Raw genomic sequence first — 23,349 nt, 5'->3', positions numbered from 1 at the left:
GCCACGGGGCATCCCGCTCAGAACTCCGGATACATCCGCCCCGGATTGAAGATGCCGGCGGGGTCGAACACCGACTTCAGATTGCGGTGAATGCGCATGACCGGTGCGGGCAGCGGCGTGAAGACGCTCACGCCAGGTTCGCCGTAGCGGAAGAGCGTGGCGTGCCCGCCGTCCTGCCGTGCCGCCGAGCGCACGATTTGCGCGTCGGCGTCGGTGATCCACCAGCGCTGTGCGCCGCCCCACTCGATGAGTTGCTTGCCTGGCAGCCGGTGCGGCTCGGCCGTCGAAGGCACCGCCAGGCGCCACAGCGCCTGCCCGGGTCCCGCGTCGGCGAAGAAGTTGTCGGTCTGCTCGCGGATGGCGTGCCAGAACTTGGCCGCATGAATGGCGTCGACCAGCTCCCCGCCCATCTTTACACGCGCGGCCTTGATCCCCGCCGACGCGCCCGCCAGACGAATCACCAGCAAGTCGTTGCGCCACGCACTGCCGGTGATCGGCAGCGGTTGCCCGCCCCATTCGTTGAGCTTGCGTACGGCGTCGATGGCGTTCATTTCGAATTGCAGCGTCAGCTCGGCAAACGGTTGCGGCAGCACCTTGAGCGACACCTCGAGAATGAGGCCCAGCGTGCCGAGCGAACCGGCGAGCATGCGCGAGACGTCGTAACCGGCGACGTTTTTCATGACCTGCCCGCCGAAGTTCAGCACATGACCCCGACCGTCCATCAATTTGGCCCCGAGCACGAAGTCGCGCACGGCCCCCACGGCACTGCGGCGTGGCCCGGCAAGCCCGGCGGCCACCGCGCCGCCGAGGGTCGCGCCGTGGCCGAAATAGGGCGGCTCGAACGGCAGCAACTGATTGCGTTCTGCGAGCGCTGCTTCAACGTCGGCCAGTGGCGTGCCGCAGCGGGCGGTGATGACCAGTTCCGCCGGGTCATAGGCGACGATGCCACTGTAGTCGCGCGTGTCCAGCACGTCGCCCACGCGTTGCTGGCCGTACCACGCCTTGGTGCCGCCCCCCCGCAATTGGAGGGGCGCGCGGTGCGCCGTGGCGTGCTCGATGACGGCGCGGAAGTGCTCGAGAGTGTCGTTCGTATCGGTCATCAGCTGGGTTCTGGCGGCGGTGGCAGGTCGGATTGATAAGGCCCCAGCTCGCTGCCGCAATCCTTGCAGTAGCGGGCGTCGGGGTCGTGCCCTTCGGTGTGGCACTGATGGCAGGTGCGCGTGGTGATCGCCTTCTTGCGCATGGCCGAATGAATTTCGGCACCCATGATGCCGGTGGGAATCGCAATCACGCTGTAGCCCAGCAACATGACGAAGCCGGTGATCGCCTTGCCCAGTCCGGTGACGGGCACCACGTCGCCATAGCCGGTGGTCGTGAGCGTGACGATGGCCCAATAGATGCCGACCGGAATGCTCGTGAAGCCATGTTCCGGCCCCTCGATGATATGCATGAGCGTGCCGAAGATCACCACGATGATCGAGATGAACCCGAGAAACACGAGGATCTTGCGGCGCGCGTTATAGAGCGCAATGCTGAGCACGCCGGCTTCGTTCACATACGCCGTGAGCTTGAGAATCCGGAACGCGCGCATCAGGCGCAGCAGGCGCACGTCGATCAGGCCGTGCAGCTCGGGCACCAGAATCGCCAGGTAGGTCGGCAGGATTGCGAGCAGGTCGATGATGCCGTAAAAGGACAGCGCGTAACGCAGCGGCCGGTGCGCGCTGAGCAGCCGCGCGAGGTATTCGGCCGTGAAGAGCAGCGTGAAGAACCACTCGAGGATCGCCATCGGCAGCGAGGCCGTGGCTTGAACGGCCGGCACGCTCGACACGATGACCGTGAGCACCGACAGCACGATGGCGATGAGCAGCGCAATGTCGAAGAGCCGCCCTTCGCGCGTGTCGGCCTCGAAGATGATGATGTAGAGCCGCTGCCGCCAATCGTGTGGCAGCCATTCCGACAGCGCTCGCATGTCAGAACCTCGGCAGGTCGGGATGCGGTAACAGACCGCCACGCACATGCAGCTTGCCGTATTCGGCACAACGCGCGCGCGTAGGGATCCCCTTGTCGGGATTGAGCAGCCCGACCGGATCGAAGGCGCGCTTCACCCCGAAGAACGCGTCGCGCTCGTCGGGCGAGAACTGCACGCACATCGAGTTGATCTTCTCGATGCCCACGCCGTGCTCACCTGTGATCGTGCCGCCGAGTTCGACACAGGCTTCGAGAATGTCGCTGCCGAACGCCTCGGCACGGTGCCACTCGTCGAGGTCGTTGCCGTTGAAAAGAATGAGCGGATGCATATTGCCGTCTCCCGCGTGAAAGACGTTAATACAGCGCAATCCGTACTGTTGTTCCAGACCTTCGATGCGTTTGAGCAAGGTCCCAATCGCACGGCGCGGAATCGTGCCGTCCATGCAGTAATAGTCCGGCGATATGCGCCCGGCCGCGGGGAATGCGTTCTTGCGTCCCGACCAGAAGCGCAGACGCTCCTCTTCACTGCGGGAAATCTGTAGCCGTGTCGCGCCCGAGGTGCGCAGCACGTGGGAGATGCGCATGATTTCCTCGGCGACTTCTTCCGGTGTGCCATCCGATTCGCACAACAGGATGGCGGCCGCTTCGAGGTCGTAACCGGCGTGCACAAACGACTCGACGGCCTGGGTGGCCGGCTTGTCCATCATTTCCAGGCCCGCCGGGATGATGCCCGCCGCGATGATCGCGGCCACGGCGTTGCCGCCGGTCTCTACGTCGTCGAAGCTCGCCATGATGATCTGTGCCGTCTGCGCCTTGGGCACCAGCTTGACGGTGATTTCGGTGACCACGCCGAACATGCCCTCGCTGCCGATGAAGACCGACAGCAGATCGAGTCCTGGCGCATCGGGGCCAAGCGAGCCGAATTCGATGGCCTCGCCGGACATCGTGATGGCGCGCACGCGCAGCACGTTGTGCACGGTCAATCCGTACTTCAGGCAGTGCACGCCGCCGGAATTCTCCGCGATGTTGCCACCGATGGTGCAGGCGATCTGCGACGACGGATCCGGCGCGTAATACAGGCCATAAGGTGCGGCGGCTTCCGAGATCGCCAGATTGCGAACGCCGGGCTGCACCGTGGCAGTGCGCGCATAGGGATCGACTTCGACGATCTTCTTGAACTTGGCAAGCGAGAGCACCAGGCCGTCGGAGATGGGCATCGCCCCGCCGGACAGGCTGGTGCCCGCGCCGCGCGGCACGACCGGGATGCCGAGCTGATGACACGCCTGCAGAATGCGCTGCACCTGCGATTCCGACTCGGGCAGCACAACGGCGAGCGGCACACGACGATACGCGGCGAGACCGTCGCACTCGTACGGTGTGGTGTCTTCGCGTCGATGCAGAATGCAATGCGGCGGCAGGATCTGCGCGAGCGCATCGAGCAAGTGACGCTGGCGCGTGGTCAGGGCGTCGGCATTCTCGGTCGCGGCACCCGCCGGAAGCGGGCCGGATTGACCTTGCGGGGTGGCGGGGGCGTTCATGCGGCGTTCAGATCGCCGGGTGCAGCTGGAAAATCTTGCCCGGATTGAGCAGATTGTGCGGATCGAGCGAAGTCTTGATCGCCCGCATGACGTCGATCGCGCCTTCGCCATGCTCGGTCACGAGGAAGCCCATCTTGTGCAGGCCGACGCCATGTTCGCCAGTGCATGTGCCGCCCATGCGAATTGCTCGCTCGACGATGCGCTGGTTGAGTTGTTCGGCCTCCTCGATCTCTTCAGGCTTGGCCGGATCGATGAGGATAGCGACGTGGAAATTGCCATCGCCCACGTGTCCCACGATCGGGCAGGGCAAACTCGACGCCCGCAGGTCTTGCTCGGTTTCGCCCACACACTCGGCCAGACGCGAGATCGGCACACAAACGTCCGTGGTCACCGCGCGGCAGCCTGGCCGGAGTTGCAGCATTGCAAAGTACGCGCTATGCCGCGCGCTCCACAGACGGTTGCGGTCTTCCGTGCGGGTGGCCCATTCGAAACCGGTACCGCCGTTGTCCTTGGCCAGTTCCTCGACGGTTTGCGCTTGCTCCTTCACGCCCGCATCGCTGCCGTGAAATTCGAAGAACAGCGTTTGCGTCTCGGGCAGCGTCAGCTTGGAATGCTTGTTGATCGCGCGCACGGCCAGCGCATCGACGAACTCGACGCGAGCGACCGGCACACCCAACTGAATCGTCTGAATGACGCAGTTCACGGCGTCCGTCATGGTGGGGAACGCACAGATCGCGGCGGACACAGCCTCGGGCTGCGGATACAGACGCACCGTCGCCTCGGTAATGATGCCCAGCGTGCCTTCGCTGCCGACGAACAGGCGCGTCAGGTCGTAGCCGGCCGAGGACTTGCGGGCGCGCGTACCGGTGTGGATCACGCGGCCGTCTGCGAGCACGACGGTCAATGCCAGCACGTTCTCGCGCATCGTGCCGTAGCGTACGGCGTTGGTGCCCGACGCGCGCGTGGCGCACATGCCGCCAATGCTGGCGTCGGCGCCCGGGTCGATCGGGAAGAACAGGCCGGTGTCGCGCAGTGCTTCATTGAGCGCCTTGCGCGAAATGCCCGGTTGCGTGGTGACGGTCAGGTCTTCGGCGTTGATCGAGACGACCTGATTCATTTCCGAGAGGTCGAGCGACAGGCCGCCCTCGACGGCGAGCAGGTGACCTTCCAGCGACGAGCCCGCGCCGTACGGAATGATGGGGACGTTGTATTTGGCGCACAGCTTGACGATCTGCGACACCTCGTCGGTGCTGTGCGCGAAGGCGACGGCATCGGGCAGCATGGGATCGAACGGAGACTCGTCCCGGCCGTGATGTTCGCGCAGCGCCGCTTGCGTGCTCACGCGCTCGCCCAGCAGCGCTTGGAGCTCGGTGAGCAGCACGTCGGGGAACGCCCGCTTGGCGGCGAACGGCAGGTGGGGATGATTCACGGCTTTCTCCTTCGGGTCTCCGGGCGGCCAGCGCCGGTCGGCGGTGGCAGGCTCCAAATCGGTGGCGGGGTCTCGGGCATGGGGTGCAACGACAATACTTCGGTGCGCACGCCCTGACGCCTTATGAGCGGGGATTTTACGCTGTGGCGGCGTTTTTCCCCACCCTTTGCGTCATATCATACGGACTTGCCGCCAATGCGCGCCATCGGAATCGCCCGAAAAGTGGCCATCCGGGGCCTGCGCGGCGCATTTCAATCGATGAAGGCAAGTGGCCCCCGCAGCCGGATTGCGTGCTGGCGGGCAAGCGATGCCGCAAGGGGTAGAGAGCAGAAGATGGGGAATCGTTTGAGCAAGATCGTCACGCGCACGGGCGACGGCGGCAAGACCGGCCTCGGGGACGGCGCGCGCGTGGACAAGTTCAGCCCGCGTATCGTCGCCATCGGCGAGATCGACGAGACCAATTCGCACCTCGGGGTGCTGCTGTGTGAAGACTTGCCGCCGGACGTGCGCGCCGTGCTTCTCGACGTTCAGCACGATCTGTTCGATCTCGGCGGAGAACTGAGCATGCCGCGTCACACGCTGATCGGCGATGCCCAGGTGGCCAGGCTCGACGGCTGGCTGGCGCATTACAACGCCGATCTGCCGCCGCTCAAGGAGTTCATCCTGCCGGGCGGCACGCGCGCGGCAGCGCTGGCGCACGTGGTCCGGACCGTTGCCCGAAGGGCGGAGCGCGCCATGGTGGCGCTGGGCGTCGAGGAGACAGTGGCCCCCGCGCCGCGTCAGTACATCAATCGCCTGTCCGACCTGATGTTCGTGCTCGCTCGGGTGCTCAATCGGGCCGGTGGCGGCACTGACGTGCTGTGGCGGCGCGATCGGTCCGAAGGCAACTCATAACCACGACGCGACCGGCTGACCGCGCCCCAGGCCCGCGGGAATTCGCGGGGAGGGTGGAGCGGCGGGGAGCGCGGGGAGGCGGGGAGCGCGGGGAGGCGGGCAGAGCGGGCGGCCACCGGCCGCCCGCCACATCAATTACCTGCGCCGCGTGCCAGACGACGCGCACGCACGGCATCGGCCAGCGTATCGAGCACCTTCAGACTGTCTTCCCAGTCGATGCAGGCGTCGGTGATGCTCTGGCCGTAAGTCAGCGGCTTGCCGGGCACATGGTCCTGACGCCCGGCCACGAGGTTCGACTCGACCATCACACCGATGATCCGGTCGTCGCCGCCGGCGATCTGGCGGGCGATGTCCTCGCAGACCGGGATCTGGTTTTCATGCTTCTTCTGGCTGTTGGCGTGCGATGCGTCGATCATTACGCGCGCGGCCAGGCCCGACTTGGCGATGTCGTCGCAGGCGGTCTGCACGCTGGCGGCGTCGTAGTTCGGCGTCTTGCCGCCCCGCAGGATCAGATGACAGTCTTCGTTACCCGCGGTCGACACGATGGCCGAATGGCCGCCCTTCGTCACCGACAGGAAATGGTGCGGCTGCGACGCGGCCTTGATGGCGTCGACGGCGATCTTCACGTTGCCGTCGGTGCCGTTCTTGAATCCGACCGGGCACGATAGGCCCGATGCCAGTTCGCGGTGCACCTGCGATTCGGTGGTGCGCGCGCCAATGGCGCCCCATGACACGAGATCGGCGATGTACTGCGGGCTGATCATGTCGAGGTACTCGGTGCCGGCGGGCAGCCCCAGTTCGTTGATCTGGGCAAGCAGGTCGCGCGCGAGGCGCAGGCCGTCGTTGATCTTGAAACTGTTGTCCATGTGCGGGTCGTTGATCAGACCCTTCCAGCCCACCGTCGTGCGCGGCTTTTCGAAGTACACGCGCATCACGATTTCGAGTTCGCCTTTCAGGCGCTCGCGCTGTTCGACCAGGCGCGCGGCGTATTCCATCGCGGCTTTCGGATCGTGGATCGAGCAGGGGCCGATGATGACGACGAGACGGTCTTCCATGCCGTGCAGCACGCGGTGGATGGCGCCGCGCGAGCGATGGATGAGGTCCGCGCTCTTGTCCGAGCATGGGTATTCGCGAATCAGATGCGCCGGCGGCGTCAGTTCCTTGAGTTCGCGAATACGGACATCATCGGTGTTGTGGGGAGGCATGGCATTTCTCCTGCGCAGTTCGAACTGCGGTTCGTTTCTCGGGATTCGGGTCAAAAAAAAACCGCCAGGCTGTCTGGCGGTTTTTCAGGATTCGTTTCGGTGCTTACTGCTGCAACTGCCCCTCTCCTTCCGCCAGCGGTGTGAGAATCGCAAAAAAATAAAAGTAAGACGGATGGGCGGTCATGAGAGATGTGTTCAACATTGCATTGCACGCATTTGCCGTGCACTGGAATCACTTTATACGCCTAATCGAATGACGCCGCAACCGCAGGGGCCGCTAATCGGCTGGAAAAAACGCGGATTTTACGTATTTCAAGGCGTCAAATTGCATCAAATAATCGTGTTTATCGAAAAACACGCGAAAACGCCCGGTTTGAGCCGGGCGCTTTGCTATGCTTGACGCATTTTTTGCGGTGCGCCATCCGACGCGTAACATGGCACGCGCCGCCAGCCTTACGCCGTGCCGCCGACCGTCATGTTCTCCATGCGCAGCGTCGGTTGACCGACGCCCACCGGCACGCTCTGGCCTTCCTTGCCGCACACACCCACGCCCGAGTCGAGCGACATATCGTTGCCGATCATCGTGACGTCCTTGAGCGATTCGGGCCCGTTGCCGATGAGCGTGGCGCCCTTGACCGGGTACGTGATCTTGCCGTCCTCGATCATGTAGGCCTCGGACATCGAGAACACGAACTTGCCATTGGTAATATCCACCTGGCCACCGCCGAAGTTCACGGCGTACAACCCGCGCTTGACCGACGCGATGATTTCCTCGGGATCCTTGTCGCCGCCGAGCATGTACGTGTTGGTCATGCGCGGCATCGGCAGTGCGGCATACGACTCGCGCCGGCCGTTACCCGTAACCGGCATCTTCATCAGACGCGCGTTCAGGCTGTCCTGCATATAGCCGCGCAGAATCCCGTCTTCGATGAGCGTGGTGCACTGCGTCGGATTGCCTTCGTCGTCGATGTTCAGCGAGCCGCGGCGGTTGGACAGTGTGCCGTCGTCGACCACCGTGACGCCCTTGGCGGCGACACGCTCGCCGAGGCGTCCGGAGAAGGCCGACGAGCCCTTGCGGTTGAAGTCGCCTTCCAGACCGTGGCCGATGGCTTCGTGCAGCAGCACGCCGGGCCAGCCCGGCCCGAGCACGACTGTCATCGCCCCGGCCGGTGCCGGGCGGGCGTCGAGCTTGACGATCGCGCCGTCGACCGCTTCCTTGACGTATTTTTCGAGCAGATCGTCGGTGAAGAACGCGTAGTCAAGACGCGCCCCGCCGCCACTGTTGCCCATTTCACGGCGGCCGTTGGATTCGACGATGACCGTGACCGACACGCGCACCAGCGGACGCACGTCGGCGGCGATCACGCCGTCGCTGCGCGCGACCAGCACGACGTCGTACTCGCCGGCCAGCCCCGCCATCACTTGCGACACGCGTGGATCGCGTGCGCGCGCGAGCTTTTCGATGCGTTCGAGCAACGCCACCTTGCCGTTTGCGTCGAGCGAGGCGAGCGGATCGGACGGCAGGTACAGCCCGTGCCCGCTGGTATTCGAGAGCTTGCTACCGACCTTCACACGCCCGCGTCCGGCCGTGGCGATGCTGCGCGTGGCCGCGGCGGCGTCCTTGAGCGCGATGTCGGAGATGTCGTCGGAGTAGGCGAACGCCGTCCGGTCGCCCACGATGGCACGCACGCCCACGCCTTGATCGATCGAGAACGACCCCGATTTGACGATGCCTTCCTCGAGGCTCCAGGCTTCGCTGCGTGTGTATTGGAAATACAGGTCGGCATAGTCCACGCGGTGCGTGAAGATGTCACCCAGTGCGCGTTGCAGGTGGCTTTCGTCAAGGCCGTACGGCGTGAGCAGCAGCTCGCGGGCCGTGGCCAGGTTCTGGATGCCGGTGTCGATGATTTTCATGCGGTGTCAGGCCAAGGAAATATGTTCGATAGATGAGGGCGGAGATAGCGAAATCAACCCTGCAGCACGCCAGGCCGCCCTGCGCGCACGCCAGCACGCGGCACGGATGCGCGACGGCCCGTGGTCGACAGGGGCCGCGGGTACGACGCCGAGCGTACCGTCGCCCATGGCACGGGGCAACCCGGGAAAACGCAGGGCGTCGCCACCCGACCGGCCCATGCGGCCATCGAAGACCCCGGCAAGGCGTGCTTCCAATGTCCGTATGGCAACGCCGGCGCGGCGGTGGACTGTGCGGTAGACGGTGTGTCGGGACTCGTCATGTCATCGGTGGATGTGGCGCGGAACCGTGTCTCCGGCATTTCCGGCGAATAAAGCGGCATATGGCACATACCGAACGTCTCAGGCATCTCGGAAATGCCCTCAGTTGCCGCGCATGCCGGACAGTTGCGCGCTGTTTTGCGCGCCGGGCAGCGCTTCCGGGGATGGCACGATCTTACTCTTATTGCCGTCGGCTTGTTCGATGATGGGATTGTCCCAGGATCCGCTCACATGGTAGGTCGTCGAGAGCGTGCGCGAGAGCTGCTCGCCCAGCGCCAGTTGCGCGAAAAACGAACCGATGCCCAGTGCCGGGTTGACAATCGCCCACGCGAGCGACGCCGACGCCGCATTGATCTTCGGCAGCACCAGCACGGTCAGGTCCTGCGTCTCGCGCGCGAGGTCGGTATGACCGTCGATCCTGATGGTCGCGGCATTGGCATTGATCGTCAGATCGGTGGTGTTGGCCACGCCACCCTGCATCGTGGCGTTCCCGTCGATGCTGTCGAATGGCAGGCCGCTGCCGATCACGCTGCTGAAATTGAACGTCAGGAACTTGGCGAGTGTCTGCACGGAAAAAATGCCCAGCAGCTTGGCCAGTCCGGGGTCGGCCTTCAGGATCTGCCCGCGCTTGAGATCGATCGTGACACGGCCGCCGAGCGTCGGGTAGTCGATCGCGTCGGGACCACCTCGCCAACCGAAACGGCCCGAGACCGTCCCGGAGCCGTCCTTGACGGTCTTGGGCATCCCCAGACGGTCGAGCAGGCCACCCGCGTCCTTCACGTCGAGATTGAAGTCGAGCATGGTGCGGCGCGGCACGTCGTCGCTCGCCGCGGGGGCTGCGCGGCGACGCGAGGTGCGCCAGTTGCCCTTGACGTTGAGCGTGGCGGCGCTGTTGCTGAGCGAGAGTTGGGTGAGTTGCCACACGGGCACGCCGTCCTCGATATCGTTGTGCGCGTTCAATTGCAGCCGGCCCAGCGGCTTGTCGCGCAGCACGAACTCATTGGCCACGACGTCGATGGCCGGGAACTCGTCGCTCGGCTCATCGAGCACTTGGGTGAGAACATCGTTGCCGTGGTCCTCGCGCGGAATCACCAGCTTCGCGAGCCGCGCGCGCAACGTGCCCGACGGGTTCTTCGCATCGGGCGCATGCCACTCGGCAAAGCCGGAAACGAGGTCGGAGGCCAGACTGACCTGCCAGTCGCGATCGCTGCGCTGGGCGCCCACCACCAGTTCCGGCCACTGGCGCGACATCAGGCGCACCTGCTTGGCATGCAGGGCGAGACGCGTCGGCAGGTAGGGCGTGAGCGCGCCGAACTCGTCGCGCGCCGTCGTGACTGTGGCCGACGGCCCCGCCGGGGCGGGGGGCGTGCCCGGGGCGCTTTGGGGGGCTGGCGCGTTGGCGCTCCCGGCGTCGCTGGTGAGCGACGCGATCACGCTTCGCCAGGCGTCCACGTCGAGCGTATCGAACTGGGCGGCTGCCTGAACCCCCTCGCGCGGCGCGGGCACGGGCTGGTTGATGCCGATGCCGCCACGCAGCACCTCCACGCGCGCGGGGTTTCCGGCACTCCCGCCGCTATGCTCTTGCACGTAATTGCCTTGAACGCTGCCGACGGCGAAGTCGAGTGTATCAATGCGACGGCCGCCCGGACTCGGCTGGGGACGCAGCGTGAAGCGCGCGGGCAACGAGGTCTCCGCACGCTTGCCGAGCGGGGCGGGCAGGTTGACGGCCAGGCCGACGAGCGTGGATTGGACCGCCACCTCGGTCATGCCTTGGCGCACCGTGACCGTTGCCGAATAGGGCGTGCCGCCCGTCATGCGCTTGGCCAGTTGCGCCAGTGAGGCGCTTTCCTGATTGTCGCGCAGGCCTTGCGCGCTCAACGTGCCGCCAATGTTCAGCGCGATGGTGCCGTCGCTGCGACTGCCGCCGGACGCGCGCAGGTCGCCGCCGAGGAACGTGCCGCGCAGATTGTCGAGCGAAATGCCGCGCTCGGTGAACGCGAGTTCCCCGTCCACGGCGCCGAAGGTCGGCAGGCCGTTCAGCAGTGTGATGTCGTTGCGCAGGAAGCGCGCGCGGCCCGTGACCTTGGACCGATCGGTGTGATCGAGCGGCATCGACAACTGCATCGCGAGCTGTGTGGTGCCGCTCGCGCGTGTTTCGTCGGTAAAGTCGCCGATCCAGTGCCCCACCGGGCTGCCGTTCAGGTACTTCACGAAGTCGGCCGCCGGGCCGCGCGCGTCGCCCTTGAGGGTGAGCACGGAATCGTCCTGTCCGATGTCGTTGATGTCGCCCACCACCTGGGTGAGCGTGACGCCGAAGACTGTGCCGCTGTCGATGGCGATATGCAACTTGTCGGCGTCGAAGCGCAGATTGCCGCGCACCTTGTCAAAGGCCGGCCAGACTTCCGTGTGGCCGGGGCGCACCGGCGACGGGTTGAAGGCGACGTCGACCAGCGGAATGTCGATGCGGAACTTGCCGCCGCCCTTGCCGTACGGGAAGTTGTCGAGATCGCCCTGTACCGCGAAGGGCGCGTTCTGCACCGTGCCCGCGAGCAGCGCGCGTTGCAGATAATCCCGCACGCTCGCGCCGATGTCGGTCGGCAGATAGCGCGGCACCGCGCTGGCGCTCGCGCGCACAATGTTGCCCTTCAGGTCGACGATGCCATTGCCCTTGCCGCCATTGCGCCACGTGCCGGTCACATCGCCCGTCAATTCGGCGTTCTGCAGGTGCAGGGCGTCCACGCGCACCGCTACGTCCGCCGGGGCGTCGCGTTGCGTCGCCGAGTGCGAGACGCGCCACGACGTGCGCGCGGTGAGCGTATCGAGATCGATGCGCGGCTGGTCGAAGCGGCCGGGAAAGTCGAGCGCGGCGTGCTTCGCGTTGAGGGTCAGGCTGCCGCGCGACTGATCGGCGTCGATGTGCCCGCTCAGATTGGCGAAGCCCGGGCGTCCCGCATTGGGCGACCCCGGATTCGCCGGCGGATGCTCGCTCGGTGCGCTGTCGACACCGAGATCTTCAAAGTCGGCGACCACCCGATAGCGTTCGCGCTCGGGCGGCAGTTGCCGGATTCCCGGCAGGTCGCGCCAATTGCCCGGGCCGTGCGGCTTGGGGGCCTGGTAGCTGATGTCGAAATTGGCCAGTCTGCCGCGCGGCCGAAAACTCGCGAGCGCGTCGCGTGTTTGCGGGGCGAGCGGCAGCGACGGCACGAGCGCCATCGCGGCGCCGATGTCGAAGCGCGGGCCCGCAAAGGTGGCGTGCAGTCCGTGCTCGTTCGTGCCCGGCGCGTAGGTGCCGCGCAGATCAGGCACGTCGAGCGTCGGCCGGCCTGCGGCTTGCAATGTCAGATCGCGGGCGCGCAATTGCCAGCCGGCGTCGGCGTGGGGCGTTACGCGGGTCACGTCGATCCGGCCCTGCGTGGCGTCGAAGGTGAGCGGCGGCAAATCGTCGGCCAATTGCACCGACGTATTCGCTCCCGCGGCGCGCAGCGTCGCCCCCGTGATCGCCCCATCGTCGAAGTCGACCCACGCCCGCGCGGCAACGCGACCGCGCGTGTCCTTGCCCGGCAAGTCGACGTAGCGGGCCAGTTCAGTCAGGTCGAGCGTGCCGACTTCGCCGTAGAGCTGACCGCGCCACCGTTTGACTTCGCCGGGGCGAGCAAACAGCGGATTCGTGAATCGCGCCCGGATGTCGAGCGGTGCCACGATGCCCGTCGGCGGCGTCGCCTGCATGCCGAAGCGATGGTCGAAGCCTCGATTGCGCAGCATGGCGTTGACCTGGGTGACGACGACGTCGGGCGCGTTGCGCGTGGCATCGCGCCAGCGCAAGGTGCCGTTGCGGATCACGACGCGCGACTGACGCATGAGCCAGTCGGCGGCGGTCGAGTCGGTCGCGGCGCCGCCGCCCGTCACCGGCATGCCCGCGACGAGAATCGAGCCGTCGGTGAGGCGTTCGATGGTGAGATCGGGTTCGGACAACGTGAGGTTCGACAGGCGCACGTCGAGGTGAATCAGGCTGGTCCACGAGAGCACCGCATCGAGGCGGTGGAGCGTCAGGCTGGGCTCGGCGGGCGGTGGCGCCCCGGGCGGCGTGTCCGGCGAGGGGCGTGCCGCGCGCGTCGCGGGTGTCGTTCGAGCGCTGAGCGAGGGTGCGCGCGCGGCGGGGGGGCGGCGCGTGATGCGAACGTCTTCGAGCGTCAGGTAAGGGTGCCAGCCGTGCCAGACGGCGTCGATGCGGCCGATGGTGACGGGCAGGCCGATGGCACGCGAGGCAGCCGCTTCGATCTGCGCTCGGTAGTCCGACACGCGCGGCAGGATGACGTACCGGGTTGTGAGGACGACGGCGCCAAGTCCGAAATAGGCGATGACGACGAGCGCCAGCAGCCATTCCAGGCCCAGTCGCAAGCCACGCGGCAGTGACGAGAACCAGGACCGGTTGCCGGTGGACGAGGCGGGCGGCTTACGGTCGGTCATGCTGCGCGTCTACGAGGGAATGTGGTAGTTTCTGTGGCAAAGACTGTAACACAAGCCCAAGGCCGCCCGACGGCCCGGCCGTAGGAGAAACAGACGTGTGATCCGGCGTTTCATCGCGCACGGGTAAGCCTTCGAAAGTCTCTTCAATCTCATTGATGACCGGAACCCCGCCAGTGAGTTCACCCGAAAACCCCATCGATATCCCGTCCTACTCGCGCTACGCGGCGCGCATGCTGGCGAGCCGTCCCGCGCTTGTCGAGGCATTGCCCGCCTTGGCCGAGCACCCTGTGGACGCGCGTTGGCTCGCCCGTCGCTTCGAAGCCATCACCGGCACGCAGCTATCGCCGCCCGAGCAACCCACGGGGGTCGCGGGCGTCGACGAGGCGGGCCTCGCCCGCGCGCTGCGCGTGCTGCGCGTGGAAGCCTTGTGCGCCGTCATGCAGCGCGACCTGGACGGTCGCGCCGAGTTGGCCGAGGTTACCGAAGCCATGACAGCCCTCGCCGAGTTCGCCATCCAGGCGGGCATCACGGTCCTCTCGAGCGAGCTCGAAGCCATCCACGGCGTGCCGCGCAATGCGGAAGGGCAGCGACAGACGCTCGCGGTGGTCGGCATGGGCAAGCTTGGCGGACGCGAATTGAACGTCTCGTCGGACATCGACCTGATCTTCGTCTATGAAGACGACGGCGATACGTCGGCGCCCGACGACGCCGACCCGGCGGCGGCGAGCCGCTTGCGCTCGCTCTCGAACCACGAATTCTTCACCAAGCTCGGTCGCAAGCTGATCGGCATGATTTCCGAACTCACGCCGGACGGCTATGTGTTCCGCGTGGACATGCGCCTGCGTCCCAATGGCGATTCCGGGCCGCTGGTGTGCAGCCTGCCGATGCTCGAAGAGTATTTCTACGTGCAGGGGCGCGAGTGGGAGCGCTACGCATGGATCAAGGGGCGGCTGGTGTCGGAGGTGGCGAGCGAACCCGGCAAGCGCACCGAGCGGCTGCTCGCGGCGCTGGTCCAGCCGTTCGTGTTCCGCCGTTACCTGGATTACGGGGTGATCGGCGCGATTCGCGCGCTGCACGAGCAGATTCGTCACGAGGCGGAGCGCCGCGCGCGCGCCAAGCCGGCACGCATCAACGACATCAAGCTCGGGCGCGGCGGCATTCGCGAAGTGGAGTTCTCCGCACAAGTGTTCCAACTGATTCGGGGCGGGCAAGAGCCGGAACTGCGCGTGCGGCCGACGCTCGCCGTGCTGGGCGTGGCGGCGCGACGCGGCTGGCTCGCCCAGAATGTGGCTGACGAACTCGCGAACGCCTACGTCTTCCTGCGTAAGCTCGAACACCGTATTCAGTATCTGGACGATGCGCAGACGCACATCCTCCCGGCCTCCGGCGACGATCGTCTCGCGGTGGCGCGCGCCATGGGCTTCCCCGACGAGGCGAGCTTCATGACGGTGCTCGACGAGCATCGCGAGTTCGTCGCCGCGCAGTTCGACGAGATCTTCGCGGACAAGGCCGGCGGCAGCGGGCGCAAGGCGGCGTCGTCGGGGGCGGGCGAATGCGAATGCCCGCCGGAATTGTGGAGCGAATGTCTGGCCGACGAGACACAGACGGGCGATCTCGGCCATCAGCTCTCGCGCCTGGGCTTTACCGACGCCGACGGTGCCCTCGACCGGCTACGCGCCGTCTGGACGTCGTCGCGCTACAAGGCGCTGGGCGAAACCAGCCGGCGCCGCTTCGATCAACTGGTGCAGCGCGCCGTGCAAGGCGCGGCGGGCACGGGCGAGGCCGACGTCGTGCTCGCGCGCATGCTCGACCTGCTTTCGGCCATCAGCCGTCGCAGCTCGTATCTGGCGCTGCTCACTGAGTATCCGCGCGCGCTGGAGCGCGTCGTCAAGGTGCTGGCCGGCTCGCGTTGGGCGGCAGGCTACCTGATCCGTCACCCGCAATTGCTCGACGAGCTGCTCGACGACGAAGCGCTCGCCGCGCCGTTCGACTGGGCGTCTTTCAAAACACAGTTGCTGTTGAGCCTGAATGCGTCGGGCGCGGCCGGCAACGTCGAAGTGCAGATGGACATTCTGCGGCGCGCGCATCACGCCGAGGTGTTCCGCATCCTGCTGCTCGATTTGCAGGGCGCGTTGTCGGTCGAGGCGATCGGCGACCGGCTCTCGGAACTGGCGGACATCATCGTCGATGTGACGATCTCGACCGTCTGGCCGCACGTGGCCACGCGCCACCGCGAGGTGCCGCGTTTCTCGGTCATCGCGTATGGCAAGCTCGGCGGCAAGGAGCTGGGCTATGTGTCCGACCTCGACCTGATCTTCCTTTACGACGACGATGACGACCGCGCGCCGGACGCGTATGCCGCACTTGCTCGCCGCTTCGTGACCTGGCTCACCACGCACACCGGCGCGGGCACGCTCTTCGACGTCGATCTGCGGCTGCGGCCGAACGGCTTGTCGGGCTTGTTGGTGACGAGCGTCGAGAGCTTCCGCCAGTACCAGTTCCGCGAGGGCAATGCGAACACCGCGTGGGTCTGGGAGCATCAGGCGCTCACGCGGGCTCGCTTCTGTGCCGGGGACGAGACGATTGGCGCGACGTTCGAGAAGATCCGCGCGCAGGTGCTCGCGACGCCCCGCGAGGCGCTACCGCTTGCCCAGGAAATTGTGTCGATGCGGCGCAAGGTGTTGGAGGGGCATCCGAACCCGACCTCGCTGTTCGATCTGAAGCACGATCGCGGGGGCATGGTGGATATCGAGTTCACCGTGCAGTACCTGGTGCTGCTGCATTCGGGGGCACATCCGTCGCTGCTCCGCAATGCCGGCAACATCGCGCTGTTGCGCGAAGCGGCGCAACTCGGGCTGATCGACGCGACGCTTGCGGACGGTGCAGCCGCTGCTTATCGGATCTATCGCAAACGCCAGCACAAGTTGCGGCTCGATGGGGTGGAAGCGGCCCGCGTGCCGGCCAGTGATGTGGCAGCCGAACGCGACGCGGTCATGGCGCTGTGGGATTCGGTGTTCGCGAGCGCCGGGCCGGTTTGACGACGCTCACGGGCGGACGATGCATCGCCGCCCGTGATTGCCCTGCGAGCGATCGGCGCGCGGTGGGGGCAACGTGCGCGCTCAGAGCGCGAGCATCTCCCGCGCGTGTTTGCGCGTGGTGGCGGTGATCTCGACGCCGCCGAGCATTCGCGCGATCTCCTCGACGCGCTCCGTGCGACCGAGCGGCTCGATTTCACTCATCGTCGAATCGCCGTCGCTGCGTTTTTTCACGCGCAGATGCTGGTGGCCGAGCGCGGCGACCTGAGGCAGGTGGGTGACGCACAACACTTGCCGCCCCTGACCGAGTTCCCGCAGCAAACGGCCGACCACTTCGGCCACGGCGCCGCCGATGCCCGAATCGACTTCGTCGAAAATCAGGGTCGGCGTGAGGCTCACGCTGCTGGCGATCACCTGCAACGCCAGGCTGATGCGCGCCAACTCACCGCCCGACGCCACCTTGGCCAGCGGCCGCGTGGGCACGCCGGGGTGACCGGCGACGAGAAACTCGACCGTCTCCAGACCGAACGACTGCGGCTCCGGCGTGGGACTCAGGGCGACCTCGAAGCGTCCGCCCGGCATCGAGAGGTCCTGCATGGCGCGCGTGACTTCCCGCGAGAGCGACGCCGCGGCCGCCGCGCGTGCCTTCGACAAGGTGACCGCCAGTGTCAGATAGCTTGCGTGCGCGGCGTCGGCGGCCGCCTGCATGGCGGCCGTGTCCTGCGACGCGGTCAGCTCTTCCAACTGGGCACGGCGTTCGGCTTGCTCGGCGGGCAGTTGCTCGGGCGTAACCCGGAACTTGCGGGCCGCCGAGTGCAGCGCCTCGAGCCGCTGCTCGACCACGGCCAGACGTTCCGGATCGAGATCGATGCGTTGTGCATAATGCGTGAGCGAGTGCACGGCTTCGCGAAGTTGGATCTCGGCCGGCTCCAGCGCGGCCAGTGCGTCGGCCAGCCCGGCATCGATCTCGGCCAGTTCGCGGATCTGGTGCACTACGTGACCGAGCGACGGGACGAGCGCGCCATCCGCTTCCGCGAGCACGTCAAGCGCGCCTTGCACGCCGTTGATGAGGCTGGCGGCGTGCGACAGGCGGCGATGCTCGGCGCTCACGTCGTCCCATTCCCCTTCCTGCGGATTCAGCTTGTCGAGTTCGGATGTCTGCCATTCGAGACGCTCGCGCTCGAGCTGTAGCTCGCGGTCGCGCCCGTGCGCTTCCTCGCAACGTTTGACGAGACGCCGCCATTCCTTGTGCGCCGCCGCCGTGTCCGCCGCGAGCGCGGTGGCGCCGGCATGGGCGTCGAGCAGGCGGCGCTGTGCGTCGGCGCGCAGCAACTGCTGATGGGCGTGCTGCCCGTGAATGTCGACGAGCATCTCGCCGAGTTCGCGCAGTTGGGCGAGGGTGGCGGGCGTGCCGTTGACGAAGGCGCGCGAGCGTCCGCCCGAGTCGAGCACGCGGCGCAGCAGCACGCCGCCGTGTTCTTCGAGCGTGAGCGCCTGCGCCTGCAGCCAGGCTTCGAGATCGGGGCGGGCCTCGGCGTCGGCGGCGAACTCAGCGGTAATGTCGGCGCGCGTTTGTCCGGCGCGCACCATACTGGTGTCGCCGCGCTCGCCCATGGCCAGCGCCAGCGCGTCGATCAGAATCGATTTACCCGCGCCGGTCTCCCCCGAGAACACGGTGAAGCCGGCGGAGAATTCCAGGTCGAGACGATCGACGATCACGAAATCGCGAATCGAGAGACTGCGTAGCATGGGCGGTCGGGGAGGGCGTGAAGTCAGGTCTGCGACGGATCTTCGTCGGAGATATGCTCGTTCCAGTGCAGCTTGCGGCGCAGCGTCGCGTAATAGTTGTAGCCGACCGGGTGCAGGAACGTCACCTGATGTTCGGAGCGGCCCAGCAGAATCCGGTCGCCCTGACGCAGCTCGGCAAACGACTGCATGTCGAAGTTGGCGCCGACCTCGCGCCCGCCGGTGATCGTGATGACGATATCGCTCGAATCCGGCAGCACGATCGGGCGGTTCGACAGCGCGTGCGGGGCGATCGGCACGAGCACCACGCCGCCAAGTCGCGGATGCAGGATCGGGCCGGTGGCCGAGAGCGCATAGGCGGTCGAGCCCGTGGGCGTGGCGACGATCAGGCCGTCCGAGCGCTGCTTGTACATGAAGCGGCCGTCGACGTCGACACGCAGCTCGACCATGCCCGAGATGCCCGAGCGGTTCACCACCACGTCGTTGAACGCGAGCGTCTCGAACAGCGTCTGGCCTTCGCGCTCGATACGCGCGGCCAACAGGGTGCGCTGCTCGGCTTCGAAATGCCCTTCGAGCATGGCCGGCACGACCTGACGCATCTCGTCGAGCGGAATGTCGGTGATGAAACCGACGCGTCCGTGGTTCACGCCGATGAGCGGCACCTTCGAGGCGGCCAGCTGACGGCCCACGCCGAGCATCGTTCCGTCACCGCCGATGACCACCGCCACATCGGCCTGCGTACCGATTTCCTGAATGTCGAGGGGACGGTAGGGGGCGGCGGCCGCGCCGATGTTGTGCGCCGTATCACGCTCGAAGATGACGTGATGTCCTCGCTGGGCGATGCATGCCGCCAGCGTGAGCAACGGTTCGGCAACGCCGTCGGCATGGTATTTCCCGACGAGCGCCACGGTCTTGAAAGGGCTCCCTGTTTTCATGCCGCCATTACACCATAAGTCGATGACAGCAACCATCGGCACGCGCGGCCTTGCCGGCCCCTCGGGGTTTGCCGCACGCCGTGCTTGTACATTTCGCGTTACAATTTTCGCCATGCTAGATCAACGTGCGCAAACGCTACTCAAAACCCTGATCGAACGGTACATCGCCGATGGCCAGCCGGTGGGGTCGCGCACGCTATCGCGATACTCCGGGCTCGATCTGTCGCCGGCGACCATCCGCAATGCGATGGCCGACCTCGAGGCGCTCGGCTTCGTGGCCAGCCCGCATACGTCGGCCGGTCGTGTTCCGACGCCGCGCGCCTACCGGCTGTTCGTCGACACCATGCTGACGGTAAGCCCGCTCGGCGATGCCGTGCATCAGCTGGCGTCGCAGGTGCAGACCCGGTTGCAGCCGGCCGGGCCGCAGCAACTGGTCGCCTCGGCAGCGGAAGTGCTCTCGAATCTCTCGCAGTTCGCGGGTGTGGTGCTGACACCGCGCCGCAGCCAGATCTTTCGGCAGATCGAATTCCTGCGACTGTCCGAAAAGCGCGTGTTGCTTATCATCGTCACCCCCGACGGCGACGTGCAGAACCGCATCATCCTGACGGAAAAGGATCACTCCCCGGCGCAACTGGTCGAGGCGGCAAACTACCTGAACGCCCATTTCGGCGGCCAAAGTTTCGATGAGGTGCGCGCCAGCTTGCGCGGCGAACTCGACGCCCTGCGCTCCGACATGAGTGCCTTGATGCAGGCGGCCGTTCAGGCGGGTAGCGACGCCATGGCCGATACCTCGCGCGAGAGCTTGCTGATCTCGGGCGAGCGCAATCTGCTGGGCGTGGAGGATCTATCGTCGAACATGGCGCGACTCCGCAAGCTGTTCGACGTGTTCGAGTCCAAGACCGGCCTGCTGCAGCTGCTCGACGTGTCGAGCCGGGCGCAGGGTGTTCAGATTTTCATCGGCGGCGAGTCGAGCCTCGTCCCGATCGAAGAAATGACGGTCATCACGGCACCGTACGAAGTCGATGGCGAAGTGGTCGGCACGTTGGGCGTGATCGGCCCGACGCGCATGGCCTACGAGCGCGTGATTCCGATCGTCGACATCACGGCCAAGCTGCTTTCCAGCGCGCTCAGCCAGCATTAGGCGGCGGGGGCGGCGTGACGCCCCAGCCTGCGCGTCGTCAGGCGTAACGTCTCGCGTATTGTCCCGGGGCCCCGCGCCTCATCTCGTTACACCCCCGTAGCATTCCTTTACACGCTGTCACACACGGCCGTCTTACGCTTGAAGCGTCACTTGTGGCGAAGCCGTCGTCATGGCGTTCGCCGAAGGATTCGGACAGAGCAACAAGGTGGTGCGGCCGAGACAACGCTTGGCGCGTACACCGGACAGTGCCCGGAGTGTCTATGAAATCCCTGATTTCCTGGCGGACAGTGGTTCGCTGTCTTGGCGTCGGGCTCGTGCTCGGCGCCCTTGGCGCGGCGGGACTTCCCGCGCTGGCGCAGGCACAGAGCGCCGATCCCCCGGGGCGTGTGGCGCGGCTGAATGCATTCGACGGCACCGTCACGTACGCCCCCGCCGGTACCAGCGACTGGCGCTATGCCGATCGCAACCGGCCGCTCACCACGGGCGATGCCGTCTGGGTCGAGCGCAACAGCCGCGCCGAGATGCATGTGGGCGGCACGGCGGTTCGCATGGGGGCGTCCACGAGCGTCGTTCTCTCGGCCGTGACCGACCAGAATGTGCAACTGAACGTAACGCAGGGCACGGTCGGCCTGCATTTGAGGGCTTTCGATCCGAACCAGCCTTACGAGATCGACACGCCCAACCTGGCGTTCGTCCCGCAACAGGCCGGGGAGTATCGTCTGGATGTCGATCCGGGCGGGGTGACGACCGTGAGCGTCTGGCACGGGGCGGCGACCGTCTACGGTCAAGGCGCGTCGGTACCGTTGCAATCGGGCCAACGGGTGGCCTTCGTGGGTCAGAATCTCACGCAGCAGTCGGCCGGGCCACTCGTGGCCGATGGGTTCGACCAATGGGTGCGCCAGCGCGACGCGCGCGAGGAGGGCTCGATCTCCGCGCGCTATGTGTCGCGCGACATGACCGGCTTCGAAAGTCTGGACGACTACGGCGCTTGGCAAGAGACCCCTGGCTACGGCGCCGTTTGGGTGCCGTCGGACGTGCCGACGGGCTGGGCGCCGTATCGCACGGGCCATTGGGCCTGGGTCGACCCGTGGGGATGGACCTGGGTCGACGATGCGCCGTGGGGCTTCGCGCCCTATCACTACGGACGGTGGGCCTATGTCGACGCCCGCTGGTGCTGGGTGCCGGGGCCGGTCGCGGTGCGGCCGGTGTATGCCCCGGCGCTGGTCGGCTGGGTGAGCGGCAACAGCGGCGGGAACGCATGGGGGATTACGTTTGCGGCAGGGGGCGCGGGACTGGCGTGGTTTGCGTTGGGTCCGCACGACGCTTACCGCCCGGCGTATCGCGCCAGCCCGTCGTATGTCACCAATATCAATCGATCGACGGTGATCCAGACGACCAACGTCACGAATATCAACGTCAACAATGTGTATGTGAACCGTAATGTGCGCGGCGCCGTCTCGACGATGCCGGCACAGGCTTTCGTGCAGGGCCGGCGGGTCGGCGCGCCGGTGGCATTGGCCGCCCCGCGCGCCGGACAGACTTGGCGCGTTGGGAATACACCTGGCGTCGCACCGGTGCAGCAGAGCGTGTTCGGGAATAGTCGCCCGGCGCCGGTCACGCCGCCGGCCGGCGTGTTCAACCGGCAGGTGCTGGCCACGCGTGCGCCGGTCGGTCGCGCGATGCCGTCGCGTGAACTCACGAGCACGCTGCACGCGGTGCCGAATGCCGGTGGCGCGCCGCTGACGTTCGGCCAGAACGCACATCCACGCCAGAGCGGCAGGCCGGTGGGGCCGAACCCGCAGGGGCGTGTGCAGCCGCGTGTGACGGTGGTCGACACGCACGGGCCGGTCGGTGCGGCGAACGCAGCGGCGGGTGCAACGCGCGCACAACCGCCCCTCAAGGCCATGGGCGCGGAAGCGGCGCATGGGGGGCTACCGCCCACCCACGCCGTACCGCCGATGCAGGGTGAGCCGGGAACGCCGGGCATGCCAGGCGTGCCGGGGCGCTCGGGGGTACCTGGCGTGCCGGGGGGGCCGGGAGAACCCGGGGTGCCAGGGCGTGGCGTTTATCAGAGTCGTCCGGGGCAGCTCGCGCCGCAGTCCCAACCGCCAGTCCGGGGTGGCCAGGCCGTGCCGTCCGGCGTGCCGCACCCGCCGGGCGTGATGGTGCCGGGGCAACCTGCCGTGCGAGGCGAAGTCCCGCAGGCGGTGCCTCAGCCTGGGCACGACGCGGCGCAACGGGACATGCAGCGGAATCACCCATTCCCGCAGACGCCCGCGGCGTCGCCCGAGCCGCAGCGTGTTCAACCGGACGCGGCCGGAGCGTCGCGTCGACCGCAGCAGTGGCAGTCGCACTCACAGCCGCAAGCGCCGCAGCAACCCGTCCAGCCGCAACCGCAGATGGCGCATCCTCAGCCGCAGCCGCAGCCTCGTCCTCAACCGCAGATCGAGCGTCAGCAAGCCGCGCCGAGACCGCAGCCTCAACCGGAGCGTCCGCAGGCACCCGTTCGGCCGCAGCAGCCACCGCAGGCGGTGCCGCACCCGCAACCGCAGGAACATCCGCAGCCTGCGCCGCGTGAACGCAAGCCAGAGGGTGCGCAGGTCCCCGCGCATGGCGTCGAGCGTCCCACCGCATCGCATCGTCCGTCACGCGAAGGCGAGCCCCCGCGCGGCTAATTGACGCACCGAACGCCGCGACCCGCCGCCATCCCCTGACGGACGGCGGGTGCGCGGCGGCCGGGGCCCGGCACGCGGTGCCCG

The 23,349-nt window shown here is 66.7% G+C and carries 14 protein-coding genes; 5 read left to right on the top strand and 9 right to left on the bottom strand.

The window, feature by feature from the left end; all coding sequences use genetic code 11:
- Window positions 1-17: 17 nt before the first annotated feature.
- Genes glcE through OYT13_RS19835 form a run of 4 tightly spaced genes read right to left on the bottom strand, consistent with a single transcriptional unit; the run spans window position 18 to window position 4,935 of the window.
- Complete coding sequence (glcE, locus tag OYT13_RS19850) at window positions 18-1,100, bottom strand: glycolate oxidase subunit GlcE (RefSeq protein ID WP_268566855.1); 1,083 nt, start codon at window positions 1,098-1,100, stop codon at window positions 18-20.
- Window positions 1,100-1,969 carry an ion transporter gene (locus tag OYT13_RS19845; protein ID WP_017235824.1) on the bottom strand — a complete coding sequence of 290 codons (870 nt, stop codon included), beginning with the start codon at window positions 1,967-1,969 and terminating at the stop codon, window positions 1,100-1,102. The genes glcE and OYT13_RS19845 overlap by 1 nt, the downstream gene beginning before the upstream one ends.
- Before the next feature lies 1 nt (window position 1,970).
- The gene (locus tag OYT13_RS19840) at window positions 1,971-3,506 is read right to left on the bottom strand and encodes an FAD-linked oxidase C-terminal domain-containing protein (RefSeq protein WP_017235823.1); all 1,536 of its coding nucleotides are present in this window, start codon (window positions 3,504-3,506) and stop codon (window positions 1,971-1,973) included.
- Window positions 3,507-3,513: 7 nt separating this feature from the next.
- Complete coding sequence (locus tag OYT13_RS19835; protein WP_017235822.1) at window positions 3,514-4,935, bottom strand: FAD-binding oxidoreductase; 1,422 nt, start codon at window positions 4,933-4,935, stop codon at window positions 3,514-3,516.
- A gap of 333 nt (window positions 4,936-5,268) precedes the next feature.
- Between OYT13_RS19835 and OYT13_RS19830 the strand changes: the two genes are divergently transcribed.
- On the top strand, window positions 5,269-5,829 hold the full coding sequence (locus tag OYT13_RS19830; protein ID WP_261938033.1) for a cob(I)yrinic acid a,c-diamide adenosyltransferase: 561 nt from the start codon (window positions 5,269-5,271) through the stop codon (window positions 5,827-5,829).
- 131 nt (window positions 5,830-5,960) lie between these two features.
- On the opposite strand, the gene aroG is transcribed toward OYT13_RS19830, so the two are convergent.
- Window positions 5,961-7,034, bottom strand: a complete 1,074-nt coding sequence (gene aroG / locus OYT13_RS19825) for a 3-deoxy-7-phosphoheptulonate synthase AroG (protein ID WP_017235820.1) — start codon at window positions 7,032-7,034, stop codon at window positions 5,961-5,963.
- On the opposite strand from aroG, the gene OYT13_RS19820 reads away from it, so the two are divergent.
- The gene (locus tag OYT13_RS19820; RefSeq protein WP_268566854.1) at window positions 7,033-7,434 is read left to right on the top strand and encodes a hypothetical protein; all 402 of its coding nucleotides are present in this window, start codon (window positions 7,033-7,035) and stop codon (window positions 7,432-7,434) included. The genes aroG and OYT13_RS19820 overlap by 2 nt on opposite strands.
- A gap of 53 nt (window positions 7,435-7,487) precedes the next feature.
- On the opposite strand, the gene tldD is transcribed toward OYT13_RS19820, so the two are convergent.
- Both tldD and OYT13_RS19810 read right to left on the bottom strand, forming a co-directional pair.
- Window positions 7,488-8,948, bottom strand: coding sequence for a metalloprotease TldD (gene tldD, locus OYT13_RS19815; protein ID WP_017235819.1), 1,461 nt, complete (start codon window positions 8,946-8,948; stop codon window positions 7,488-7,490).
- A 420-nt stretch (window positions 8,949-9,368) separates the two neighbouring features.
- Window positions 9,369-13,733 (bottom strand): YhdP family phospholipid transporter, encoded by a 4,365-nt coding sequence (locus tag OYT13_RS19810; protein WP_268566853.1) that lies wholly within the window; start codon window positions 13,731-13,733, stop codon window positions 9,369-9,371.
- 155 nt (window positions 13,734-13,888) lie between these two features.
- Between OYT13_RS19810 and glnE the strand changes: the two genes are divergently transcribed.
- Window positions 13,889-16,771: a bifunctional [glutamate--ammonia ligase]-adenylyl-L-tyrosine phosphorylase/[glutamate--ammonia-ligase] adenylyltransferase gene (gene glnE, locus OYT13_RS19805; protein ID WP_268566852.1), complete on the top strand. Its 2,883-nt coding sequence runs from the start codon at window positions 13,889-13,891 to the stop codon at window positions 16,769-16,771.
- An 81-nt stretch (window positions 16,772-16,852) separates the two neighbouring features.
- Here the strand turns inward: glnE and recN are convergent, their stop codons facing one another.
- Window positions 16,853-18,517 carry a DNA repair protein RecN gene (recN, locus tag OYT13_RS19800; RefSeq protein WP_017233372.1) on the bottom strand — a complete coding sequence of 555 codons (1,665 nt, stop codon included), beginning with the start codon at window positions 18,515-18,517 and terminating at the stop codon, window positions 16,853-16,855.
- 23 nt (window positions 18,518-18,540) lie between these two features.
- Window positions 18,541-19,449: an NAD kinase gene (locus OYT13_RS19795; protein ID WP_026131837.1), complete on the bottom strand. Its 909-nt coding sequence runs from the start codon at window positions 19,447-19,449 to the stop codon at window positions 18,541-18,543.
- Between OYT13_RS19795 and hrcA the strand changes: the two genes are divergently transcribed.
- Complete coding sequence (hrcA, locus tag OYT13_RS19790) at window positions 19,448-20,590, top strand: heat-inducible transcriptional repressor HrcA (RefSeq protein ID WP_085982686.1); 1,143 nt, start codon at window positions 19,448-19,450, stop codon at window positions 20,588-20,590. The two genes, OYT13_RS19795 and hrcA, sit on opposite strands and share 2 nt — an antisense overlap.
- Window positions 20,591-20,850: 260 nt before the next feature.
- Window positions 20,851-23,265, top strand: a complete 2,415-nt coding sequence (locus OYT13_RS19785; protein ID WP_268566851.1) for a DUF6600 domain-containing protein — start codon at window positions 20,851-20,853, stop codon at window positions 23,263-23,265.
- The last annotated feature ends 84 nt before the right edge of the window (window positions 23,266-23,349 follow it).

Source organism: Pandoraea sp. XJJ-1 (assembly GCF_026802345.1).
GTDB lineage: Bacteria > Pseudomonadota > Gammaproteobacteria > Burkholderiales > Burkholderiaceae > Pandoraea > Pandoraea cepalis.
The sequence above is the reverse complement of the archived record's forward strand: the minus strand, read 5'-3'. Positions and strand labels throughout refer to the sequence as shown.